Origin of the sequence: Rhizobium pisi (assembly GCF_003938655.1) — a bacterium.
Taxonomy (GTDB): Bacteria; Pseudomonadota; Alphaproteobacteria; order Rhizobiales; family Rhizobiaceae; genus Rhizobium; species Rhizobium pisi.
Window position 1 is genome coordinate 171,697 of sequence record NZ_RJJT01000013.1, and the last position, 21,445, is coordinate 193,141.

The following is a 21,445-nucleotide window of genomic DNA, read 5'->3' on the forward strand; positions in this document are numbered from 1 at the left end:
AATGAGGGAGTTCCGGTCGTCAGGCCTTCACCCGCGCCATATCGGGATCGTAAAGCGGTGCAAGCGACACCTTGCAGGGAATGCGTTCCATTGCGACATCGAGCTCATAGGTGCCGGAGAGAATGAAATCCTCCGTAACGCCATCGGGATTGCGGACGTAGCCGTAGCCGATCGGCTTGCCCAGGGTGTAGCCGAAGCCGCCGCTCGAAAGCCAGCCGACGCGCTTGCCGTTGCGATAGATCGTTTCGCGGCCGAGCAGTACGGTATCGGCGTCTTCGGGGACGAAGCAGGCGAGGCGCTTCTTCACGCCGCCCGAAAGCTGCCGCTCGATCGCCTCCCGGCCGCGGAAGGGAATATTCTTTCGCATCTTCACCGCCCAGCCGAGACCAGCCTCGATTGGCGTATGATCCGGGCCAATATCGGAGCCCCAGGCGCGATAGCCCTTTTCCAGGCGGCAGCTTTCGATGGCGCGGTAGCCGGCATTGACGAGGCCGAACTCGCCGCCTGACGCCATCAGCGCGTCATAGACCGTGGTCGCATATTCAATCGGAATATGCAGTTCATAGCCGAGCTCGCCGACATAGGTGATGCGCAGGGCCCGTACCGGGCAGCCTGATATGCCGATGGTTCTGACCTGGCCGAAGGGGAAGGCCGCGTTCGAGACGTCGCTGCCGGTCACCTTCTCCAGCACGGCACGGGAATTCGGACCCATCAGCGACAACACGGAATAGGCTGATGTGACGTCGACCAGTTCGGCATGCATCGCCGCCGGTATATTGCGTGCGATCCAGTTGAAATCATGGGTGGCAAAACCGGTGCCGGTGACGATGTAATATTCGTCCTCGGCGACGCGGGCGACGGTCACATCGCATTCGATGCCACCCTTGTCGTTCAGCATCTGGGTATAGACGAGGGATCCTACAGGCCTTGCGACATCGTTGGAAGCAATCCAGGAAAGAGTCGCCTCGGCGTCCCTGCCCTTCAACACGAATTTGGCAAAGGAGGTCTGGTCGAAGATGACGGCCGCCTCGCGCACCGCTTTGTGTTCTCGGCCGACGGCGTCGAACCAATTCTGTCTGGTATAACTGTAGACATCCTTCGGCTCTTCGTTGGCGAAGAGATCGGCAAACCAGTTCGGCCGCTCCCAGCCGAGCTTCTCGCCGAAGCAGGCGCCTTGCGCCTTCAGCCGGTCATAGAGCGGCGACTTGCGGCAGGGGCGGCCGCTCGAATGCTCCTCGAAGGGCCATGCCATGGTGTAATGTTTGCCATAGGCTTCGAGCGTGCGGGTGCGCACCCAATCCGTATCGAAATGCGGACGGCCGAAACGGCGAATATCGACCGGCCAGAGGTCATAGGGCGGTTCGCCTTTCGCCACCCATTCGGCAAGCGCCATGCCGGCGCCACCGGCCGAGGCGATGCCGAAGGCGTTGAAGCCGGCGCCGATGAAGAAATTCTTCAGCTCCGGCGCTTCGCCGAGAATGAAATTGCCGTCGGGCGTGAAGCTTTCCGGGCCGTTCAGCAGCTGCTTGACGCCGACATTTTCCAGCGCCGGAACGCGGCCTAGCGCCTGCTCCATGATCTGCTCGAAATGGTCGAAATTGCTGTCGAGCAGCGTGTAGTGGAAACCATCGGGGACTCCTTTTTCCGCCCAGGGAATGGGATTCGGCTCGTAGCCACCCATGACGATGCCGCCGACCTCTTCCTTGTAATAGGTCCGGCGATCGGGATCGCGCAGCGTTGGCAGGTTGGAGGGCACGCCGAAGGATTCGGTGATGATGTATTGGTGTTCGACGGAGACCAGCGGCACGTTAACGCCGAAACGGGCGGCGAAGGCGCGCGTCCACTGGCCGGCGCAGACGACGACGCGCTCGCATTCGATGCGCCCTTGCGCCGTGACGACGGCCCGAATCCTTCCCTTGTCGATTTCGAGGTCGAGAACTTCGGTATCCTCGAAGATCGAAACACCGGACATGCGGGCGCCCTTCGCCAGCGCCTGGGTGATATCAGAGGGGTTGGCTTGGCCGTCTGTGGGAAGGAAGGCGGCGCCGACGAGATCGTCTGTTGTCATCAGCGGCCAGAGATCGAAGGCCTCCTGCGGCGTCAGCAACTGCATTTCGAGGCCGAAGGATTGGGCTGTGGTGGCCTGGCGCCTGACCTCCGTCCAGCGCTCCTCGTTGCAGGCAAGACGCAGGCCGCCATTCATCTTCCAGCCGGTGCCGAGGCCCGTCTCCTCTTCCAGCCGCTTATAGAGATCGACGGAATAGCCGAGCAGCTGGGTGATGTTGGCGCTGGTGCGCAGCTGGCCGACGAGGCCTGCGGCATGGAAGGTGGTGCCAGATGTCAGCTTCTTGCGTTCGAGCAGGACGGTATCGGTCCAGCCGAGCTTGCCGAGATGATAGGCTGTGGAGCAGCCGATGATGCCGCCGCCGATGACCACGGCTTTTGCCGTCTTCGGTAATTCCTTCGTCATTTATTGGTCCTGCTCAAAGGCTTGATAGGCGCGTTCGAAGCGCGCGAGATTTTCGGCTGTATAGGCGGCGTAATCGAAATCGATGGTGGAATGGATTTCCGAAATCATGCTCCAGAGCGTCTCGCGCAGCAGCGAGGCGCATTTCATCGCGCCGTAGCGCCTGCGGAGATCTGATGTCAGCGGCCGGTCGAAATAGATCTCCAGCATGGTGCGCTCTGCCGCTTCCGGGAGCTCGTTGTTGGAGGCCAATCCGCCGAGATCGAAAAGCGGCGTGTTGAAGCCGGCATAGTCCCAGTCGATCAGCCAGAGCCGTTTGCCGTCGTCAAGAAAGTTGGCGGCCAGCAGATCATTGTGGCCAAAGGCGATCTCGAAAGGCCCTGCGGCTTCCTCCAGCGTCTCGGCCCTGCCGATCAGACCAGGCAACAAGGGAAGGTAGGGACTGCCCGACGCTTTCAGGCTGGCGGCGTAGTCGCGGATGACGTGGAAGACCCAGAAGATCATCGCCTGGCCACGGAAGTGCCGGGCGATGTCATGATGGCAGGCGCGGACGAGCGGGACGACTCGGGCCAGCATATCAGGTGTCCTGATATCTTCCGGCGACAGCGCCTTCGCCTCGACATATTCGAGCACCAGCACACCAGGCGAATGATGGATGACGGCAGGCGATATGCCCGCGGCATGCGCCGCACGGCTGGCGGCAAGCTCGTTCTGCCGGTTGATGTGATGGATGGGAATATCGGTGCCGAGCCTGACCACGCAACGCGTGACGGCATCGCTCACCAGATAGTTCCTGTTGGTGATGCCGCCTGCTATCGGCGAAATTTCAAGCGGGCCCTGCCAGATGCCAAGCGCATGAATCCTATCCTCAGGCGTCATGCTTATTCCCCTTCAGCCCCTTGCGAAATGATGGGGCAGAGGAGGATCTGATGTCAAGCAGCGCTTAGATCGTCTTGCCGGCAGCATCGAAGACGTGGCAGCGGACCGGATCGAAGAAGGTCTTCACATTGGTGCCGCGCTCCACCTTCTGCTGGCCGTCGAGCGCAACAGTCAGAAGTTGGCTGTCCGGCGTCGTGGTGTAGAGCATGGTGGCGCCGCCGAGATTTTCGACGAGATCGACGTTGACGGTCGAGAGCGCGATGGCGCCCCCGGCAAGGGAAAGATGCTCGGGGCGGATACCGAAAGTGACCTCCTGGCCGGCCTCGCCGTTCAACCGGCGCGGCAGATGGACGAAGTTGCCGCAGACATGGATGCTGGTTTCCGCCTCGCCGACCTGCTCGATGCGCGCCTTCAGGAAATTCATCTTCGGGCTGCCGATGAAGCCGGCGACGAAGCGGTTGGCCGGGTTGTTGTAGAGATCGAGCGGGGCGCCGACCTGCTCGATGCGGCCGGAATTCAGCACCACGATCTTGTCGGCCATCGTCATGGCTTCGACCTGGTCGTGGGTGACATAGATCATGGTGTTGCCGAGCTGGCGGTGCAGGCGGGAGATCTCGACGCGCATCTGCACGCGCAGTTCGGCATCGAGGTTGGACAGCGGCTCGTCGAACAGGAAGATGCGCGGCTCGCGTACGATGGCGCGGCCGATCGCGACGCGCTGGCGCTGGCCGCCGGAGAGCGCCTTCGGCTTGCGCTCCAGAAGTTTCTCGATCTGCAGGATCTCGGCGGCGCGCTTCACCTTCGGCTGGATGTCGGCCTTCTTGTAACCCGCCGTCTCCAGACCAAAGGCGAGGTTTTTATAAACGGACATATGCGGATAGAGTGCATAGGACTGGAAGACCATGGCGATGCCACGCTTGGCGGGCGCCACCTCGTTCATGCGCTCGCTGTCGAGCAGCAGCGCGCCGCCCGAGATTTCCTCAAGGCCGGCGATCATCCGCAGAAGGGTCGATTTTCCGCAGCCCGAGGGGCCGACGAAAACGACGAATTCGCCGGGATCGATCGTCAGGTCGATGCCATGGATCACGTCCATCGCGCCGTAGCGCTTCTCGACCTTCTGAAGAACGACACTGGTTGCCATCTTCTCAAAACCCTCTCTTTTGCCGGTTACTTCGTTCTTGCGCGCCAATCGGCGTATTTTGGACTGTCGGGACCGACCGGCAGCGGCACTTCGGCGCCGCTGTCGGAAGACTGGTAGATGGCGGTGACGAGTTCCAACGCGCGGCGCGCATCCGTTGATGTCACCGGCAGCGGCCCGTGACCGCTGAGGAAGGCATGGAACTGGCCCATCTGGGTGGTGAAACGCGGCGCGACCGGCTGCCAGTCGCCGACCACCCGGTCGATCTTTTCCTGCACATCATCATTGGCCGCGATGATCTTCCAGGGATCCTTGCCTGGTGTATAGGGCTCGTGCGTGCTTTCGAAGGTCACGTTCTCGAAGTGCAGCCTCAGCCGGCTGATCTGCTCTTGCGAACCGAGCGTGCAGGAGAGCGAGACGAAGGCCCCACTTTCCATCAGCAGGCTGGCGGAGGCGCAATCCTCGACCTCGATATCGTTGACGCGAGTTGCGACGCGGCCGAAGACCCTCGCGGCCGGACCCATCAGATGCATCAGCATGTCGTGCAGATGCAGCGCGTGGGTGACGAGTACGCCGCCGAGCTCTGTCGCCCATTTGCCGCGCCAGGGCACGGCGTAATATTCGGGTTTGCGCAGCCAGAAGGTTTCGACCGAGGCCGTATAGGCTTTGCCGGCAATGCCGGCATCGATGATCCGCTTGGCCTTCTGAATGCCGTCGCCGTAGCGGTACTGGAAGATCGGCATCAGCACGCCTTTGGCGGTCTTTTCCGCTTCCATGATCGTATCGACCCCGGCCAGCGAACCCGTCAGCGGCTTTTCGCAGACCACATGCTTGCCGGCAGCGAGCGCCGCGACCACCTGCTCCAGATGAATGCCGGGCGGGGTGCAGATATCGATGATGTCGATCGTGTCGTCGGCGAGCAGTTCCGCAAAGGAGGTGGTGCGGCGCTCGATGCCGAACTCGTCTCCGACTGCCGCCAGGCGTTGTTCGTCGAGGTCGCAGATCGCCAGGACCCTGAACTTGTCGGAATGCGGCAGGTAGCCCTCGACGATGTGGGAGCGGCCGATGCCACAGCCGACGATCGCGACCGTCTTGATGCTCATGTCACTCTTTCCCGTTGCCGCCATCAACGTTTCATGCCCGTCGTGGCGATGCCCTCGATCAGCAGGCGCTGGAAGAACAGGAAGAAGAAGAACACCGGCACCAGCGTGAGGGTCGACATGGCGAAGAGGCCGCTCCAGTCCGAGGCGCTCGTCGAGTCGACGAAGGTGCGCAGGCCTAGCTGGATCGTGTAGGTGTTCATGTCGTTGAGGTAGATCAGCGGCCCGAAGAAATCGTCCCAGGTCCAGATGAAGGAGAAGATCGCAGCCGTCGCCAGCACCGGCAACGACAGCGGCAGCATGATCTTCCAATAGATGCGGAAGGCGCTGCAGCCATCCATCATCGCCGCCTCGTCCAGCTCACGCGGGATGCCGCGGAAGAACTGCACCATCAGGAAGATGAAGAAAGCGTCGCTTGCCAGGAACTTCGGCACGACAAGCGGCAAGATGGTATTCACCCAGCCGAGGTTGAGGAAGAGCACATATTGCGGGATCAGCGTCACGTGATAGGGGATCATCAGCGTGCCGAGCATGATCGCGAACCAGAAATTGCGGCCGGCAAAACGCAGCCGCGCGAAAGCGTAGGCGGCAAGCGAACAGGCGACGACGTTGCCGGTCACGGTCAGTACCGAGATAACAAGCGAATTCCAGAAGAAGCGGCCGAAGCTGATATCAAGGCCGAACCAGCCGCGCACATAGGAAGAAAAATCTACCGATGAGGGGATGAGCGAGGTGGAAGAGAAGATTTCGTCCTGCGGTCGGACGGAGGCCGAGACCATCCACAGCAGCGGATAGACCATGGCGATCGATGCGATGATCAGCATGGTATGCAGGATGATCGAGCCGGGAAGGCTGCGTTTGTTGATGTCGCTCGGCGGCTTCGGGGCGGTGACGGTCATCATCTCAGTCATCGTAGTGCACCCAGTAACGCGAGGTCAGGAAGGAGAAGGCGGTGAAGACGGCGATGATCAGCACCAGGATCCAGGCGAGCGCCGAGGCATAGCCCATGCGGAAATTGCCGAAGGCCTCCTGGTAGAGATAGAGGGTGTAGAACAGCGTCGAATTGATCGGACCGCCGGTGCCGCCTGATATGATGAAGGCCGGTGTGAAGGCCTTGAAGGCATCGATCGTCTGGACCACGGCATTGAAGAAGATGACGGGCGTCAGCAGCGGCAGCGTGATCTTGTAGAACTGGCGGAATTTCGATGCGCCGTCGAGGCTTGCCGCTTCATACATGTCCTGCGGAATCTGGCGCAGGCCGGCGAGGAAGATGATCATCGGCGATCCGAATTGCCAGACGGACAGCGCCACCAGCGTATAGATCGAATAGCTCGGATGCGAGATCCAGCTCGGCCCCTCGATGCCGACCGTTGCGAGGGCCGCGTTGATAAGGCCGTCGCTGGCAAAAAGCTGGCGCCAGAGCACGGCAATCGCCACGCTGCCGCCGAGCAGCGATGGCAGATAGAAGATCGCCCGGTAGATCGGCAGGCCCCTGACGCCACGGTTCAGCGCCATGGCAACCAGCAAGGCGAAGGTCAATTTGAACGGCACCGACAAGACGACATAAGTAAGCGTGACGCGCATGGCGGCCGAGAATTTCGGATCCGCAGTGGCGATGCGCACGTAGTTCGCAGCTCCCACCCATCCCGGCGACCGTAGCATGTCGAAATCGGTGAAGGAGAGGTAGAGCGAAATCAGGGCCGGCCCGAGGGTCAACCCGAAAAAGCCGATGAGCCATGGCAGAAGGAAGAGATAGCCGGGAGCATTGGCATTCCAGAGGCGCCGGAAGCGTCCTTCGGCCACGGCCCCCTGATATCTTTCCATTGATATGGCCCCTGCGGGCGTGCGCATCGCATTGCTCATTGATCAGCCCCGCGCGAGGAGTCGCGTGATTTCATCGACAAGCTGCTTGCCGGCATCGGCCGGAGTCAGCTGACCGAAGGCCACCTGCTCGGAGATCGTGCGGAGAACCACCTGGCCTTCGCCGGCACCCGTCGGCGGCGGGGGCGGCAGCGGGCCGGCGAGATCGCCAAGACCGCTGACATAATCGAGCGGGACCTTGCCGGTTTCGTCGAGCTTGGTGGCGACGACATCGCGCATCGCCTTCGATTCCGGAATGCCGCGCTCGACATCGAGCGCCAATGCGGCATCAGGATTCTTGACGAAGAAGTTGATGTAGTCGACCGCCTGATCCATCACCTTCGACTGCGCGGAGACGGAGAAGAACATCGACGGCTTGCGGTAATGGCCGCCCTTCGAGTCCGGCTTGATGCGCATGTAGTTGGTCAACGCCAGCTTGTCCTTGACCATAGCCTGAAAGCCAACGAACTGGTTGCTATGCGCATAGTCGCAGGCAGCCTTGCCGACGGTAAGCGGGCTGGTATCGATCGAATCCTTGTAAAGCGCCTGGATATCAGGGGTGACGCAAGCTCCGGCTTCGCGGAACTTCGCCCACATATCGAACCATTCGGCAGCTTCCTCGGGACCGAAGGCGATCTTCGAATCCGCCGTGTAGAGCGCCTTGCCACGCTGGCGGAGGTAGTTCTCAAAGAGCGGTTCGGCACCGCTGCCATCGGCAAAGCCGAAATAACCCTTGCGCTTGCCGGCCTTGGTCATCTCGGCACCGATCTTGCCGAACTCCTCCCAGGTCGTCTTCTGCGTCGGCATGTCGATGCCGGCTTCCTTGAAGGCGACAGTGTTCAACACGGTGGTGGCTGAATTGGCACCGAGGCTGACGCCGTAGAAATGGCCATCGACCTTGCCGCCTTCGATCTGCGCCGGATCGAAATCATCGAGCTGCAGCTTCGACGGCATGTAGGATTCGAGCGGCGCAAGCGCGCCACGCCGGGCATATTCGACGATATAGCGGTAGTCCATCTGGATAATGTCGGGGGCATTGCGGCCGGCGACCTGGGTCGCCAGTCGCGGCCAGTAATCGGCCCATCCGAGAAACTCACCGGTGATGGTGGTGCCGGCGTTCTTCGCCTTGTAAAGCTCCGACACCTTGTTGGTGCGATCGGCGCGCGGCTGAGAGCCCCACCACAGGAGACGCAGGCGCGTTTCCTCTGCCAGCGCGCTGCTTCCCAGCGCGGAGAGCGACAGAAGTGCTGCCCCTCCCGCAACGAAATTACGTCTATTTACACGTAGATCCATTTTTTCCTCCTCCAAAGGGAAGCGCCTCCACACGCTTCCGTATCAGTTACGCTTGCGCAAATAACCAATTAGTTACAAGCTACGAGCAAAGCGGCAAGCGTGTCAAGCGGTCGGCTCGCGGGCCGCCTTTCAAATTCGGTTTTTACAATTTCGCACCGAAGGCTTATGAGCGCAACATTTGAGAGGGAGGTGGAGCGATGAACGACGGCGGGGATAATGCGGGGAAGAAGAGGTCTCGACGTCCATCTGCAGAGCGGACGAGCCAACGCGATCCGGAGCGGACACGCGCCGCGATCCTGGAAGCGGCCACCCGGGAATTTGCCGAAAACGGCATGGGCGGCGCCCGCGTCGATGCCATCGCCGAGCGGGCCGGCACCAACAAACGCATGCTCTACCATTATTTCGGCGACAAGGAGCAGCTCTACCTCAGAGTGCTCGAAGAAGCCTATGTCGGCATCCGCACCGCCGAACGCGCGCTGCATATCGGCGACCGCAGCCCGGAGGAAGGCATCGGCGAACTCGCGCTCTTCACTTGGCGTTATTTTCTCCAGCACCCTGAATTCCTCAGCCTGCTCGGCACGGAAAACCTGCACCGCGCCCGCTGGCTCCGCCAGTCCGTCCGGCTCAAGGAACTGCATTCGCATCTGATCGGCGAGCTTTCCCAAGTGCTGGAGCGGGGAAAGACGCAGGGCGTCTTCATCGAGACCGCCGATCCGCTCCACGTCTACCTGACGATCGCCTCGCTTGGGTATTTCTACCTCTCCAACCAGTACACGCTCTCGACGATCTTCGGCCGCGACCTCATCGAGCCGATCCATCTCAATGCCTGGGAACGGCATATCGTCCATGTCACGCTCGCCTCGATCAAGCGTTAGAGCCTTTCCGGGTTAGATTGCAGCATTCTGTTGGCTCAAACGGAGTCGGATGGTCGACCGGCCGGCGCGCGTCGTAGCGCAGTTCTACGGCCAAGCCGGCCGGTCGATCAGCCGGCCCGTTTCAGCCAACCCGAAGGGCCGGGCATCTTTCCATCAGGGCAGGGGCGATCGGCTCGGACGTACCAAGGGGTATGCCCTTCGCCAATCGCCTCTGCCCAGACGAAAATCTGCTCCGGCAGAATGCTGCAATCTAACCCGAAAAGGCTCTGCTCCCGAAAGCAGGATTTGACTCTTGACAGGCTCGCTGCTCTTCTGTCATCAAGTAACTGTTTAGTTACCGGCTTGGGAGGGCCGGGCCACGACGCCCGCTCCCGCCGCAAAGGATCGCAGGGAGGAAAAAATGGCACGCTTGGGGATCATCTTGCACGGCGTCACCGGCCGCATGGGTTACAACCAGCACTTGGTGCGCTCGATTCTGGCCTTCCGCGACCAGGGCGGCATCACGCTGAAATCCGGCGAGAAACTGGAGATCGACCCGATCATCGTCGGCCGCAACGGCGCCAAGATGGAAGAGCTGGCGAAGAAGCACAACATAAAGCGCTGGTCGACCGATCTCGATGCCGCTCTCGCCAATCCCGACGACACGATCTTCTTCGACGCCGGCACGACGCTGATGCGCGCCGAGCTGCTGTCCAAGGCGCTCGATGCCGGCAAGCACGTCTATTGCGAAAAGCCGATTTCCGACGATCTGCAGGTGGCGATCGATCTGGCCCGCAAGGCGCGGCGTTCCGGCCTCAAGCACGGAGTCGTGCAGGACAAGCTCTTCCTGCCCGGCCTGCGCAAGCTGGCGCTGCTGAAAGATTCTGGTTTCTTCGGCAAGATCCTCTCGGTGCGCGGCGAATTCGGCTACTGGGTCTTCGAAGGCGATTGGGGCGTGCCCGCCCAGCGCCCCTCCTGGAACTACCGCAAGGCCGATGGCGGCGGCATCATCCTCGACATGCTCTGCCACTGGCGCTACGTACTCGACAATCTGTTCGGCGAGGTCAAGGCCGTTTCCTGCCTCGGCGCCACCCATATTGGCCGGCGCATCGACGAGCAGGGCAAGTCCTATGATTGCGACACCGACGATGCGGCCTATGCGACCTTCGAGCTCGAAGGCGGCGCGATCGCCCAGATCAATTCCTCCTGGGCGGTGCGCGTGCGCCGCGACGACCTTGTCACCTTCCAGGTCGACGGCACGCATGGTTCTGCCGTCGCCGGCCTGACGAAATGCTGGAGCCAGCACCGCGTCAACACGCCGAAGCCGGTCTGGAACCCTGATCAGCCGCAGACCATCGACTTCTACAAGACCTGGGACGAGGTTCCGGATACGCAGGCCTTCGACAACGGCTTCAAGGCGCAGTGGGAGATGTTCATCCGTCATGTCGTCGAGGATGCGCCGTGGCCCTATGGCCTGGAAGCCGGTGCCAAGGGCGTCCAGCTTGCAGAACTCGGACTGAAATCCTGGGCCGAGCGTCGCTGGCTCGATGTTCCCGCACTGGAGTTCTAAGCCGTGACGACGATCAATCTCCCTCTCGACGGCAGGATCGTTCCCTACACGCTGACCGGCACGCCGATCGAGCTTAAAAAACGCGACGCCAGGAGCTTCCCGCGTATCGCCTTTGCCGCCGCCCATGTGGTCGCCGATCCGCTTGCCGACAACGATCCATGGCTGACGCCGGCGATCGACTGGGAACGCACGCTCGCCTTCCGTCACCGGCTCTGGGATCTCGGCCTCGGCGTTGCAGAAGCGATGGATACGGCGCAGCGCGGCATGGGCCTCGGCTGGTCTGATGCGCGCGATCTTATCCGCCGCGCGCTTGCCGAGGCGGCCGGCCGCAAGGATGCGCTGATTGCCTGCGGCGCCGGCACCGACCATCTGACGCCCGGCCCCGACGTGACCATCGACACGATCATCAAGGCCTATGAAGAACAGATCGAAACGGTGGAGGCCGCCGGCGGGCGCATCATCCTGATGGCGAGCCGGGCGCTTGCCGCAGCGGCCAAGGGGCCGGACGACTATATCAGAGTTTACGACCGGATCCTTCGCCAGCTAAAGGAACCCGTCATCATCCATTGGCTCGGCGAGATGTTCGATCCGGCGCTCGAGGGATACTGGGGCTACGGCGACCACCTGAAGGCGATGGAAACCTGCCTCGAGGTGATCGAAGCCAATGCTGCAAAGGTCGACGGCATCAAGATTTCGCTTCTTTCCAAGGAGAAGGAAGTGACCATGCGCCGGCAGCTGCCGAAGGGCGTACGCATGTATACCGGCGACGACTTCAATTACGCCGAACTGATCGCCGGCGACGAACAGGGCCATTCCGACGCGTTGCTCGGCATCTTCGACGCCATCGCGCCGGCAGCTTCCGCCGCGCTCGATGCGCTCGGCCGCAAGAGCAACGGCGAGTTCTTCGATCTGCTTGAGCCGACCGTTCCGCTGTCTCGCCATATCTTCAAGGCGCCGACGCGCTTCTACAAGACCGGTGTTGTCTTCCTCGCCTATCTGAACGGCCTGCAGGATCATTTCACGATGATCGGCGGCCAGCAGAGCACGCGCTCGCTGACGCATCTGGCCGAACTCTTCCGGCTGGCCGACAAGGCCCGCGTTCTCGCCGATCCGGAACTCGCGGCGACGCGCATGAAACAGGTGCTTGCCGTCCACGGCGTCCACTGAACGCCGACGCGGCAATGGGAGGAACTGGCATGCAGGTCGAGGGACTTTCGATCAATCTCGCGACGATCCGCGAGCAATGCGGCTTTGCCGAAGCCGTCGATATCTGCCTGAAGCACGGCATCACTTCGATCGCGCCCTGGCGCGACCAGGTCGCCAGGGCCGGTCTCGATGAAGCCGTGCGCATCGTCAAATCGAACGGCATCAAGCTGACCGGTCTCTGCCGCGGCGGTTTCTTTCCGGCGGCAAATGATGCCGACTGGCAGAAGAACCTCGACGACAACAGACGCGCAATCGACGAGGCGGCCGCGTTTTCCGCCGATTGCCTGGTGCTCGTCGTCGGCGGCCTGCCTGATAGTTCGAAGGATATCGTTGCGGCCCGGAAAATGGTGTTCGACGGTATTGCCGCCGTGCTGCCGCATGCGCGGGCTGCCGGCGTGAAGCTCGCCATCGAACCGTTGCATCCAATGTATGCGGCCGACCGGGCCTGTGTGAACACGCTCGGCCAAGCGCTCGACATGTGCGAACAGCTCGGCGAGGATGTCGGCGTTGCGATCGATGTCTATCATGTCTGGTGGGATCCCGACCTTGCCAACCAGATTGCCCGCGCCGGACGCATGAACCGCATCTTCGCCCATCACATCTGCGACTGGCTGGTGCCGACCAAGGACATGCTGCTCGACCGCGGCATGATGGGCGATGGCGTCATCGATCTCAAAGGCATAAGACGGATGGTCGAGGCCGCCGGCTTCTTCGGCGCGCAGGAGGTGGAGATCTTTTCGGCCGAAAACTGGTGGAAACGCCCGGCCGACGAGGTGATCGCCACCTGCGTCGAACGGTTCAGAAGCTGTTGCCAGGCCTGATTTCAGTATTCGTTTCATCGCGCATGCAGGAGGATCATTCAATGGAGAAACGCCGTTTTGCCCTGATCGGCACCGGGAACCGCGGCACTACCATGTGGGGCAAGGATCTGCTTGCCGGCTGGCGCGAACATGTCGACCTCACAGCTATCGTCGAGAAGAATTCGCTGCGCGGCGAGCGCGCCCGCAACATGATCGGCAGCAATGCTCCGCTCTATGAAAACATCGATTCCATGCTCGCCGAGCAGAAGCCGGATCTGGTCATTGTCTGCACGCCCGACCAGACGCATGACGATATCATCGTGCGGGCGCTGGAGTCCGGCATCGATGTCATCACCGAAAAGCCGATGACTACGTCGGTCGAGAAAATTCGCCGGATTCTGGACGCCGAAAAGCGCACCGGCCGCCGGGTCGACGTCTCCTTCAACTATCGCTATGCGCCGACCGCCGCCAAGATCAAAGAATTGCTGAATGCCGGTGAGATCGGACGGGTAACCTCGGTCGACTTCCATTGGTATCTCAACACCAAGCACGGCGCCGACTATTTCCGCCGCTGGCATGCCTATACGGAAAATTCGGGCAGTCTCTTCGTTCACAAGGCGACGCATCACTTCGATCTTCTGAACTGGTATCTCGACAGCGATCCCGAATCCGTCACCTCCTTCGCCGACCTGCAAAACTACGGCCGCAAGGGTCCGTTCCGCGGGCCCCGCTGCAAGCTCTGTCCGCACACGCATGAATGCGACTACTATCTCGATCTCGAGACCGATCCCTTCCTCGATCAGCTTTACGAGGATCCCTCTGAGATTGACGGCTACTTCCGTGACGGCTGCGTCTTCCGTGAGGATATCGACATTCCCGATACGATGGTGGTCTCGCTCCGCTACCGCAACAACGTTCACGTCTCCTATTCGCTGAATACCTTCCAGCCGATCGAAGGCCATCACCTTGCCTTCAACGGCACCAAGGGGCGCATCGAGCTTCGCCAATACGAGGCCCAGCCTTGGGAAGAGCCGAAGGAGGATACGATCCTGCTCATCCGCAATTTTCCGAACGGCAAGGAAGGAGTGGAACGGATCGTCGTCCCGCATTTCACAGGCGGCCACTACGGCGGCGACGACCGGATGCGCAACATGATCTTCAAGCCCGGCATGGAAGACGGCCTTGGCCAGCGTGCCGGCACGAGGGCGGGCGCCATGTCCGTGCTCTGTGGCATTGCCGCGCTGACGAGTTCGCGCACCGGCAAGGTGGTCGATATCGCCGATCTCATGCCCGAGCTTGCCAATGACGGTTCGCCGAATTCGCTGAGAACATCGCGCTGATCGCTCGATACGGCCTGCGTCAGGCGATGTTTTCGAGATTCTCCCGGCGGATCTGGTAGAGCAGCGGCCGGCCGGCTGTAAAACGCTCGATCTCATCTGCCGCCATCTTGCCGAGGCGGGCCCGCTCCAACCCGATGGCGCCGGCAATATGCGGCGTCAGAAAGACGTTCGGCAGATCGTAGAAGGCCGAATCCGCCTCCGGGATCTCCGGATCGGTGACGTCGATGACCGCGTCGATACGGCCGGTCTTCAATACCGAGAGCAGGGCGTCTTCATCGATGAGAATGCCGCGCGCCGTGTTGATCAGCGTCGCGCCGTCCTTCATCAGCGAAAGCCTGCGCGCATCGATCATATGCTGCGTCGACGGCAGCGAGGGCGCGTGCAGGGAAACGATGTCCGCCTGCCGCATCAAATCATCGAGATCGACCTTTTCGGTTCCGAGGCCGGCCGCTTCCGCGGCATCGAGCGTGGGATCTGAGAGCAGCAGCCGGTAGTCGAAGGGCTTCAAGAGTTCGATCACGCGCCGTCCGATGCGCGAGGCGCCGATGATGCCAACGGTGCGGCCATAATTTCCGATCGCTTCGCGCTGCATCGGATGGGTCCGGTCGCGGTTGCGGTCGGCGACGTAGAGATCCCGGAACCGGAAGGTGCGCTTGCCGGCGAAGATGATCGCGGCAAGCGTGAATTCGGCGACCGGCACCGCATTGGCCTCGGCCGCATGGCTGACCGTTATGCCGGCTGCGAAGACGGCGTCGTCGATGACGCCCTTTACCGTGCCTGCCGCATGGACGATGAGACGAAGCTGCGGTGCCGCGGCGGGAATCTCCGGGCCGATATAAGGCGCGCCCCAGCCGGTAATCAGAATTTCGGCTTCGGCAAGCAGGCGCCTTGCGCGGGCGTCGTCCAGGCGCTGCAGCGGCTCGGCGTCGAGCAGGCGGCCGACCGTGTTGAGCCGGCGCAGGATCTCATCCGGCAGGACATGCTCTGTGCGCGATGGTTGCATGGCAAGGACGATGGCCGGACGGCTCATGGCATCTGTCCCGGCGCTTCGATGGCGCTGACGGTCACGCCCTTTTCCCTGACCAGGGCCTCCAGCGCCGCAAGATCCGGCGCTTTCGGCGGTTTCGTCCAGGCGGACGAGACGGCAGCGGGATCGTCGAGCGCCAGCACTGCCGTCACCAGGATGGTCTCGCCGGCCGGAATCTGACCGCGCAATTGCGGCACGATGGTCTTTGCAACGATGACATTGGTGTTGGGCTGCGCCTTCTGGGCAAGCCCGGTGCGCTTGACCGAGGAGCCGAGATCGACAATGCCGGTGAAATCGGCTTCGCCGATCGCATAGGCAGCCCCCTCCGAAGCCGACAGCCTGTCCAGCTCGAAATCCCGGCGGCCGATGGCAAATCCGCCTTCGGCAATGCGCAGCGGCCGGCCGGCCCTGATCCGGTGGAGGCGGATATGCCAGGGCGCTTGCGGCACGAGCCAGGTTTCGACGCCGACATCGGGGAAAGGCGACCATTTCGCATAAAGCACGTCGCCTGCGAGCCGCGCTTCCTCATTCGTCTCGCGCACCCGATAATGCAGGCCGTCATCGCTGAAGGCCAACATCGAATCGAAGGCCGCAAGCGCAAAGGCGCGCTCATCGGACTCGACACTGAAGCCGTAGCGGGTCGAATAGGCGAATTTCGCATATTTTTCCGTGCCGAAACGCATCTGCAGATTTTCCTGCCCGGAAGACAGCGCCACGACATCCCCGCCCGCCTGCATGAGCACCATGCCGGGATGGCGCTGGGGAACCACCTCGGGGGCCGGCGCCGGCGGCTTCTCGTCGGCGGTCCAGAAAGGATGATCCTCTGCGATCGCGAGCGGCAGGAAAACTTTGAGAGCCCAGTAGGGCGAACCGGCGGAATTGTAGCTTTCCGACATCAGCAGGTTCGGATAGCCGAATCCGATCGACAGCACACCGTCGCGATCGGCGATCGGCTTATCCCTCCACCAGCGCAGATGCTGCAGGCAGAGATGCTTGACCTCGCCCCAGGGCAAAGCCTCGACATCGGCAAAGGCGAGCGCCGACCAGAAGCCGGCGCAGGCAAAGCGATAGGTCAGGCTACGGCCGAAGGGGATCGTCGCCCCATCGGCGGCAAACCAGTGCCGGAAGTCCCGGGCGAAGAGGACCGCGCGCTCGCGGTAGCGTTTTGCATAATCGTCGTCGACAAGCTTCGAATAGATCAGGCCATAAAAATGCATGGCGAAGGGAATGTAGTGGTCGATGCGCCGCACATTTCCGTCGCGATACCAGCCTTCGCCGATATAGAAGCCTTCGAGCTCCTCCAGATATTGCCGCGTCAGGCTGCGGTCGAAATCGACGCCGAGGCGATCGAGCGCGATATCGACGAAGATGCGGAAGAATTTCCAGTTGTTGTCAGCATAATCGAATTGTCTGGCATGCTTGAGATAGGCGATGACATTGCCGCGGGCGCGCGCATCGAGCGGCTCCCAGATCTTTTCCGGCACCAGCGCCAGGGCAAAGCCCAAGGCAGCAAGCTCGACCATGCGCTGATCGCGGCCATTGACCGTGCCCCAATATTCCGGATGGGCGGGATCGGTACCGTTTGCGAGACCTTCGGCAAAGCGATGCCAATGGGCGAAGTCTCCCTTACCGGCGCCGAGCGGCGCAAGACCCCAGAGTGGGCGAGCGAAGCCTTCGAGATCGGCCGCCGCCCTGTCGAAATGGGCGGCGGCACCATTGAGCCTGACGCGGGCATTGCCTTTCGAAAAACAGCCAAGCAGCGGGTCGAAAAGGGCGAGCAGGGCCCGGCTCATATCCGCGCGGGTTTCCAGCGGATTGCCGGCAAGCGGGTTGGCGCTGGCGGGATCATAGGTCATCGGCACCTCTCACGGGTTCGGCATTCGGAACGGTTCCTCCCGGAACGGGAACGACCGCCTGGCAGTTGTGGCGCGCAGGGGCTGTCCTGTCGCGGAAACGCGACAACATCAGCGACACGGCCTCGCGCCCGAGGGCGGCGCGGTCGACGCGCATGGTGGAAAGCCGCGGATTGGTCATCAGTGCGCAGGGCAGATCGTCAAAGCCGACGATCGCGAAATCCTCCGGCACGCGCAGGCCGGCCTCGTTGACCGCTTCGAGCACGCCGACCGCGATGAAATCGTTCATGCAGAAGGCAGCGGTGAAGCCGGCATTCTCGGCAAGTGCTGCGAGCGTCAGCTCATGTGCCTCGCGGCTGGCGCTACTCTGGAAGGTCATGGGCAGGAGACGGCCCTCGGCGCCGGGGACGGCGGCGATCGCCGCCTCGAAACCGCGGATACGCTCCCGGATCGTGTGCCGATGCGATCCTGTCAGATGCAGGATGCGACGATGGCCGGCTTTCAGAAGGCGGTGGGTCGCTTCATAGGCACCGAAGAAATTGGCTGGCGAAACGCCGTCGAACTGCATCCTGGGATCGGTGCCGTTGACGAGAACGGTCGGCGTCATGCTGGCTTGCAGCCAGTCGCGCAGCGTCTCGTTCGGATCGATGCCGACGAGAAAGAGGCCTTCGGCGCCGGCGGCCTTCATATAGTCGCGCACCGCATCCGGCGTGGTGCGATCCTCGCGGACCAGCCGGATATCGAAGGGCATGCCGGCATCGGCGGCTCCGGCGCGCAAGCCGTCGACGATCGCTTCATAGAAAATGCTGAGCCCGCCCGTGACGCCGTCGCTCGCAATCAGCGCCAGCCCGCCGGCAACGGTCTCGATGGCAGGCTTGACGGGGTAGCCATGTTCGGCCGCCACCTTCAATATCTGGCGGCGGACGGTCTCGCTGATGCCGGGTTCGTTGGCGAGCACGCGCGACACCGTGGAGACGGAGACGCCGGCCAGAGTGGCTATGTCGGCCTGTCGAGGCCGTCTGGTTTTCGGATCGTTCATGGGGGCAAACACTATGCAAATAATGCAAATTTGCAAGACATTCATTAATTCTTGCAAAGAAAATTTTTTTGCGTAATCTGTCCGTCGAAATGCCCCGGCACGCCGTTGGAGGATGGCAGAGGGCATATTGGGAACAAGGAGGATATCATGCAGGTCAATCGCCGTTCATTCCTGACCGGTTCTGCCGGCGTCGCCGCCGGCCTCGCCTTCGGCGCGGGGAGCGCCATTCCGGCCTTTGCGGAAGACACGCAGCTCAGGGCCATGTGGTGGGGGTCCAACGACCGCGCCAAACGCACGCTCGATGTCGCCAAGCTCTACCAGGCCAAAACACCCGGCGTGACCGTGGTCGGCGAATCGCTTTCCGGCGACGGCTACTGGACGAAGCTCGCGACCCAGATGGCCGGCCGCGCCATCGCTGACGTCTTCCAGCTGGAGCCGAGCACGATCTCGGACTATTCGAAACGCGGCGCCTGCCTGGCGCTCGACGAATTCGTGCCCGCGACGCTGAAGGTCCAGTCCTTCGGCGCCGACATGCTGAAGCTCACCACCGTCGACGGCAAGCTCTACGGCATCGGGCTCGGCCTTAATTCATTCGCGATGTTCTTCGACACCGTCTTCTTCGAAAAAGCCGGGCTGCCGCTGCCGACACCCGACCTCACCTGGGACGAATATGCCAAGCTTGCCGTCGAGCTGACGAAGGCTGGCGGCAAGCAAGGTTTTGCCGGCGGGCCCTATGCCGCGCGCTATGCCTACGTCTTCGACGCCTGGCTGCGCCAGCGCGGCAAGAGCCTCTACAAAGACGGCACCCTCGGCTTTGCCGCCGACGATGCCAAGGAATGGTTCAGCTACTGGGAAGACCTGCGCAAAAAGGGCGGCACGGTCGCCGCCGACGTGCAGACACTCGACCAGAATACGATCGACACCAATTGCCTGGCGCTCGGCAAGTCGGCGATCGGCATGGCTTATTCCAACCAGATGATCGGCTATCAGCTGATCATCAAGAACAAGATCGGCATCACCACGCTGCCGCGCGAGAAGAAGGGCGGACCGTCCGGCCATTATTATCGTCCCGCGCTGATATGGAGCATCGGCGCCACGACGAAGAATGGCGAAGCCGCCGCGAAATTCATCGACTTCTTCGTCAACGACGTCGAAGCCGGCAAGATCCTCGGCGTCGAGCGCGGCGTGCCCATGTCCCCGACGGTGCGCGAAGCCATCCTGCCCCAGCTGAATCCGACGGAGCAGGAGACGGTCAAATACGTCAATCTTCTCAAGGATCAGGTCGGCGAGTATCCGGCGCCGGCGCCGATGGGATCGACGCAGTTCGACCAGCGCGTGTTGCGCCCGCTCTGCGACGAAATTGCCTTCGAACGGATCTCGCCCGCCGATGCGGCGACCCGGCTCATCGAAGAAGGCAAGGCAACGATCAAGGGATGATCGGCTGCCTGGCATGAGAGGAGAGGCCCGCAAACCCCGGCGGGCCTCTCCATTTTTCAAGGACGTCAGTTGGCCGGGCTTTCGACCACGCGCCAGTCCGGCCGGCCGAGATTGAACGGCCACGCATTCACATCCCGGTCGTTGAAATAGACGACCTCCTGCAAGTTCGGAAAAGCGCTCTGCTTCAGCGTGGCGGTTTCGATCCAGGGCTTCATGTAGGCGTCGCCGCCTTGATAGCCGAGTTCCGCCACCCAGACGGGCTTTCCGTAGCCGGCGACGAGATCATAGCCCTGCTTGAGCGCCTCGGAGAATGTCCGTTGCTTGTCGTAGGCAAGCTCGTCGTAGCGCTGCAGGCCGAAGACCGAGAGCCCGACGACGTCGACATATTTGTCGCCGGGGTAGTAGGCGTCGAGACCCGGCTCTCCCTTCGGCGACCACATGAGCTCCGTGCCCGGCGCCTCCTCGCGGACGATGTCCATCATCCGCTGGTAGGCCGTAATATAGTCCTGCGGGTTCCAGCCGGACCATGAGAACCGTCCGGATTTGTCCTCCATCTCCTGTCCCCAGCGGACGATCACCGGGCTTTTCAGCTGGGATATCATCTGGGCGATCGCACGCATGTTGACATCATAGTCGCCGCGCAGGACCTTTCGACGAAGCTGATCGGAGGTCAGCCGCCAGTCGACGTCCCAGGACCAGGGCTCCACCGTGATCAGCAGGTTGCGGCCTCTCGCCTGCGCGTAGGCATCGGCGGCCCGCAGCGTTTCCAGGTCGACGTCTTCCCAGGGCAGGAACAGGGCCTCGGTCGCGACATTCGCCTGCGCGCCGAAATCGCCGTTCGGATCGTAGGCGCCGAACTTGATACCGTCGGCATGAAGGACGGGGCGTTTATCGATGATCGTCCTGACACTCGCCGCCGGGTTTGGGACCATGCCGGCATATTGCACTTCGCTTTGGCCCGGCAGATCGGCGGCCGACAACAACAGCAGCGCGATCGCGACGGTCGAGAGGTTTTTCTTCATCAGCTTCTTCATGGCTCACCCTCCTTTTCGGGTGACTTCCTGGCTCAGCAGGACCTGCTTCAGTTCGCGCGCCTTCGCGCTCACGGTATCCACAGGAATGAGCTTGCGGAATTCGTCATCATCCCGCGCCGTTGCATGGCGGAACACATACCAATTGCCGTCCGGTTGGCGCCGCTGGTAGATGACCTTGCCGATCTTCTGGTGGCCGAAGCAGGTGCTGGCGCGGCCAGCCCCCTCGGCATTCATCCAGGTGGCGCGCATGCAGAGCTGGCCGAAATCGTCGACCACCCATCTGCCTTCGGCGAAAGACTGCTTGCCCTTGTCGTTGGTCCAGGCGACGAACCGCCGGCCGTCATCGAAGAAATGGCCGCCGCCGGTGCCCCAGGTCCAGGTCCTGTCGCCGTAGATCCGATAGAGCTCATAGGCGCTGAGTGGCGTCGGCGCCTTCTTCCCCGCCGCCTCGGCGCCGTGTGCCGCCACAGGCAAGCACAGGCTGAGGACGAGGGCCGCTCCATATAATCTCGATCCGATACTCATTCCATCCTCCTACCCTGCACCGC

At 62.0% G+C, this 21,445-nt stretch carries 18 protein-coding genes; 6 read left to right on the forward strand and 12 right to left on the reverse strand.

The window, feature by feature from the left end; all coding sequences use genetic code 11:
* Positions 1 to 19: 19 nt before the first annotated feature.
* The 7 genes from EFD55_RS19860 to EFD55_RS19890 form a co-directional block, all read right to left on the reverse strand.
* A complete protein-coding gene (locus EFD55_RS19860) occupies positions 20 to 2,470 on the reverse strand; it encodes a GcvT family protein (protein ID WP_125846745.1) in 2,451 nt (816 codons plus the stop codon).
* Positions 2,471 to 3,346: a choline kinase family protein gene (locus EFD55_RS19865; protein ID WP_125846746.1), complete on the reverse strand. Its 876-nt coding sequence runs from the start codon at positions 3,344 to 3,346 to the stop codon at positions 2,471 to 2,473. It lies immediately after the preceding gene.
* A 64-nt stretch (positions 3,347 to 3,410) separates the two neighbouring features.
* Positions 3,411 to 4,487 carry an ABC transporter ATP-binding protein gene (locus EFD55_RS19870; protein WP_125846747.1) on the reverse strand — a complete coding sequence of 359 codons (1,077 nt, stop codon included), beginning with the start codon at positions 4,485 to 4,487 and terminating at the stop codon, positions 3,411 to 3,413.
* A 26-nt stretch (positions 4,488 to 4,513) separates the two neighbouring features.
* Positions 4,514 to 5,611 (reverse strand): Gfo/Idh/MocA family protein, encoded by a 1,098-nt coding sequence (locus tag EFD55_RS19875; RefSeq protein WP_183736769.1) that lies wholly within the window; start codon positions 5,609 to 5,611, stop codon positions 4,514 to 4,516.
* Complete coding sequence (locus tag EFD55_RS19880; RefSeq protein WP_125846749.1) at positions 5,611 to 6,495, reverse strand: carbohydrate ABC transporter permease; 885 nt, start codon at positions 6,493 to 6,495, stop codon at positions 5,611 to 5,613. The genes EFD55_RS19875 and EFD55_RS19880 overlap by 1 nt, the downstream gene beginning before the upstream one ends.
* Positions 6,488 to 7,447 carry a carbohydrate ABC transporter permease gene (locus EFD55_RS19885; RefSeq protein ID WP_165504847.1) on the reverse strand — a complete coding sequence of 320 codons (960 nt, stop codon included), beginning with the start codon at positions 7,445 to 7,447 and terminating at the stop codon, positions 6,488 to 6,490. Before EFD55_RS19885 ends, EFD55_RS19880 begins: the two co-directional genes overlap by 8 nt.
* A 3-nt stretch (positions 7,448 to 7,450) precedes the next feature.
* Positions 7,451 to 8,737, reverse strand: coding sequence for an ABC transporter substrate-binding protein (locus tag EFD55_RS19890; RefSeq protein WP_125846750.1), 1,287 nt, complete (start codon positions 8,735 to 8,737; stop codon positions 7,451 to 7,453).
* Between the two features lie 197 nt (positions 8,738 to 8,934).
* Here EFD55_RS19890 and EFD55_RS19895 point away from each other — a divergent pair, with 197 nt between their 5' ends.
* From EFD55_RS19895 to EFD55_RS19925, 5 genes are all read left to right on the forward strand, one after another.
* Positions 8,935 to 9,612, forward strand: coding sequence for a TetR/AcrR family transcriptional regulator (locus EFD55_RS19895; RefSeq protein ID WP_125846751.1), 678 nt, complete (start codon positions 8,935 to 8,937; stop codon positions 9,610 to 9,612).
* Between the two features lie 400 nt (positions 9,613 to 10,012).
* Positions 10,013 to 11,161: a Gfo/Idh/MocA family protein gene (locus EFD55_RS19910; protein WP_125846752.1), complete on the forward strand. Its 1,149-nt coding sequence runs from the start codon at positions 10,013 to 10,015 to the stop codon at positions 11,159 to 11,161.
* Between the two features lie 3 nt (positions 11,162 to 11,164).
* A complete protein-coding gene (locus EFD55_RS19915) occupies positions 11,165 to 12,328 on the forward strand; it encodes a dihydrodipicolinate synthase family protein (protein ID WP_125846753.1) in 1,164 nt (387 codons plus the stop codon).
* A gap of 29 nt (positions 12,329 to 12,357) precedes the next feature.
* A complete protein-coding gene (locus EFD55_RS19920) occupies positions 12,358 to 13,188 on the forward strand; it encodes a sugar phosphate isomerase/epimerase family protein (RefSeq protein ID WP_125846754.1) in 831 nt (276 codons plus the stop codon).
* Between the two features lie 41 nt (positions 13,189 to 13,229).
* The gene (locus EFD55_RS19925) at positions 13,230 to 14,507 is read left to right on the forward strand and encodes a Gfo/Idh/MocA family protein (RefSeq protein WP_125846755.1); all 1,278 of its coding nucleotides are present in this window, start codon (positions 13,230 to 13,232) and stop codon (positions 14,505 to 14,507) included.
* A gap of 19 nt (positions 14,508 to 14,526) precedes the next feature.
* Here EFD55_RS19925 and EFD55_RS19930 read toward each other — a convergent pair whose 3' ends face one another.
* The 3 genes from EFD55_RS19930 to EFD55_RS19940 are packed head-to-tail and all read right to left on the reverse strand — an operon-like array spanning position 14,527 to position 18,426.
* Entirely contained in the window at positions 14,527 to 15,537 is a 1,011-nt protein-coding gene (locus EFD55_RS19930) for a hydroxyacid dehydrogenase (protein ID WP_125846756.1), read from the reverse strand.
* On the reverse strand, positions 15,534 to 17,390 hold the full coding sequence (locus EFD55_RS19935) for a DUF2264 domain-containing protein (RefSeq protein ID WP_125846757.1): 1,857 nt from the start codon (positions 17,388 to 17,390) through the stop codon (positions 15,534 to 15,536). The genes EFD55_RS19930 and EFD55_RS19935 overlap by 4 nt, the downstream gene beginning before the upstream one ends.
* On the reverse strand, positions 17,380 to 18,426 hold the full coding sequence (locus EFD55_RS19940; protein WP_125846758.1) for a LacI family DNA-binding transcriptional regulator: 1,047 nt from the start codon (positions 18,424 to 18,426) through the stop codon (positions 17,380 to 17,382). Before EFD55_RS19940 ends, EFD55_RS19935 begins: the two co-directional genes overlap by 11 nt.
* 147 nt (positions 18,427 to 18,573) lie before the next feature.
* Between EFD55_RS19940 and EFD55_RS19945 the strand changes: the two genes are divergently transcribed.
* A complete protein-coding gene (locus tag EFD55_RS19945; protein WP_125846759.1) occupies positions 18,574 to 19,863 on the forward strand; it encodes an ABC transporter substrate-binding protein in 1,290 nt (429 codons plus the stop codon).
* A gap of 65 nt (positions 19,864 to 19,928) precedes the next feature.
* On the opposite strand, the gene EFD55_RS19950 is transcribed toward EFD55_RS19945, so the two are convergent.
* Together EFD55_RS19950 and EFD55_RS19955 are read right to left on the reverse strand one after the other, a co-directional pair.
* Positions 19,929 to 20,897 (reverse strand): glycoside hydrolase family 26 protein, encoded by a 969-nt coding sequence (locus EFD55_RS19950; protein ID WP_125846760.1) that lies wholly within the window; start codon positions 20,895 to 20,897, stop codon positions 19,929 to 19,931.
* A 3-nt stretch (positions 20,898 to 20,900) separates the two neighbouring features.
* Positions 20,901 to 21,422: a DUF995 domain-containing protein gene (locus EFD55_RS19955; protein ID WP_125846761.1), complete on the reverse strand. Its 522-nt coding sequence runs from the start codon at positions 21,420 to 21,422 to the stop codon at positions 20,901 to 20,903.
* Positions 21,423 to 21,445 lie beyond the last annotated feature (23 nt).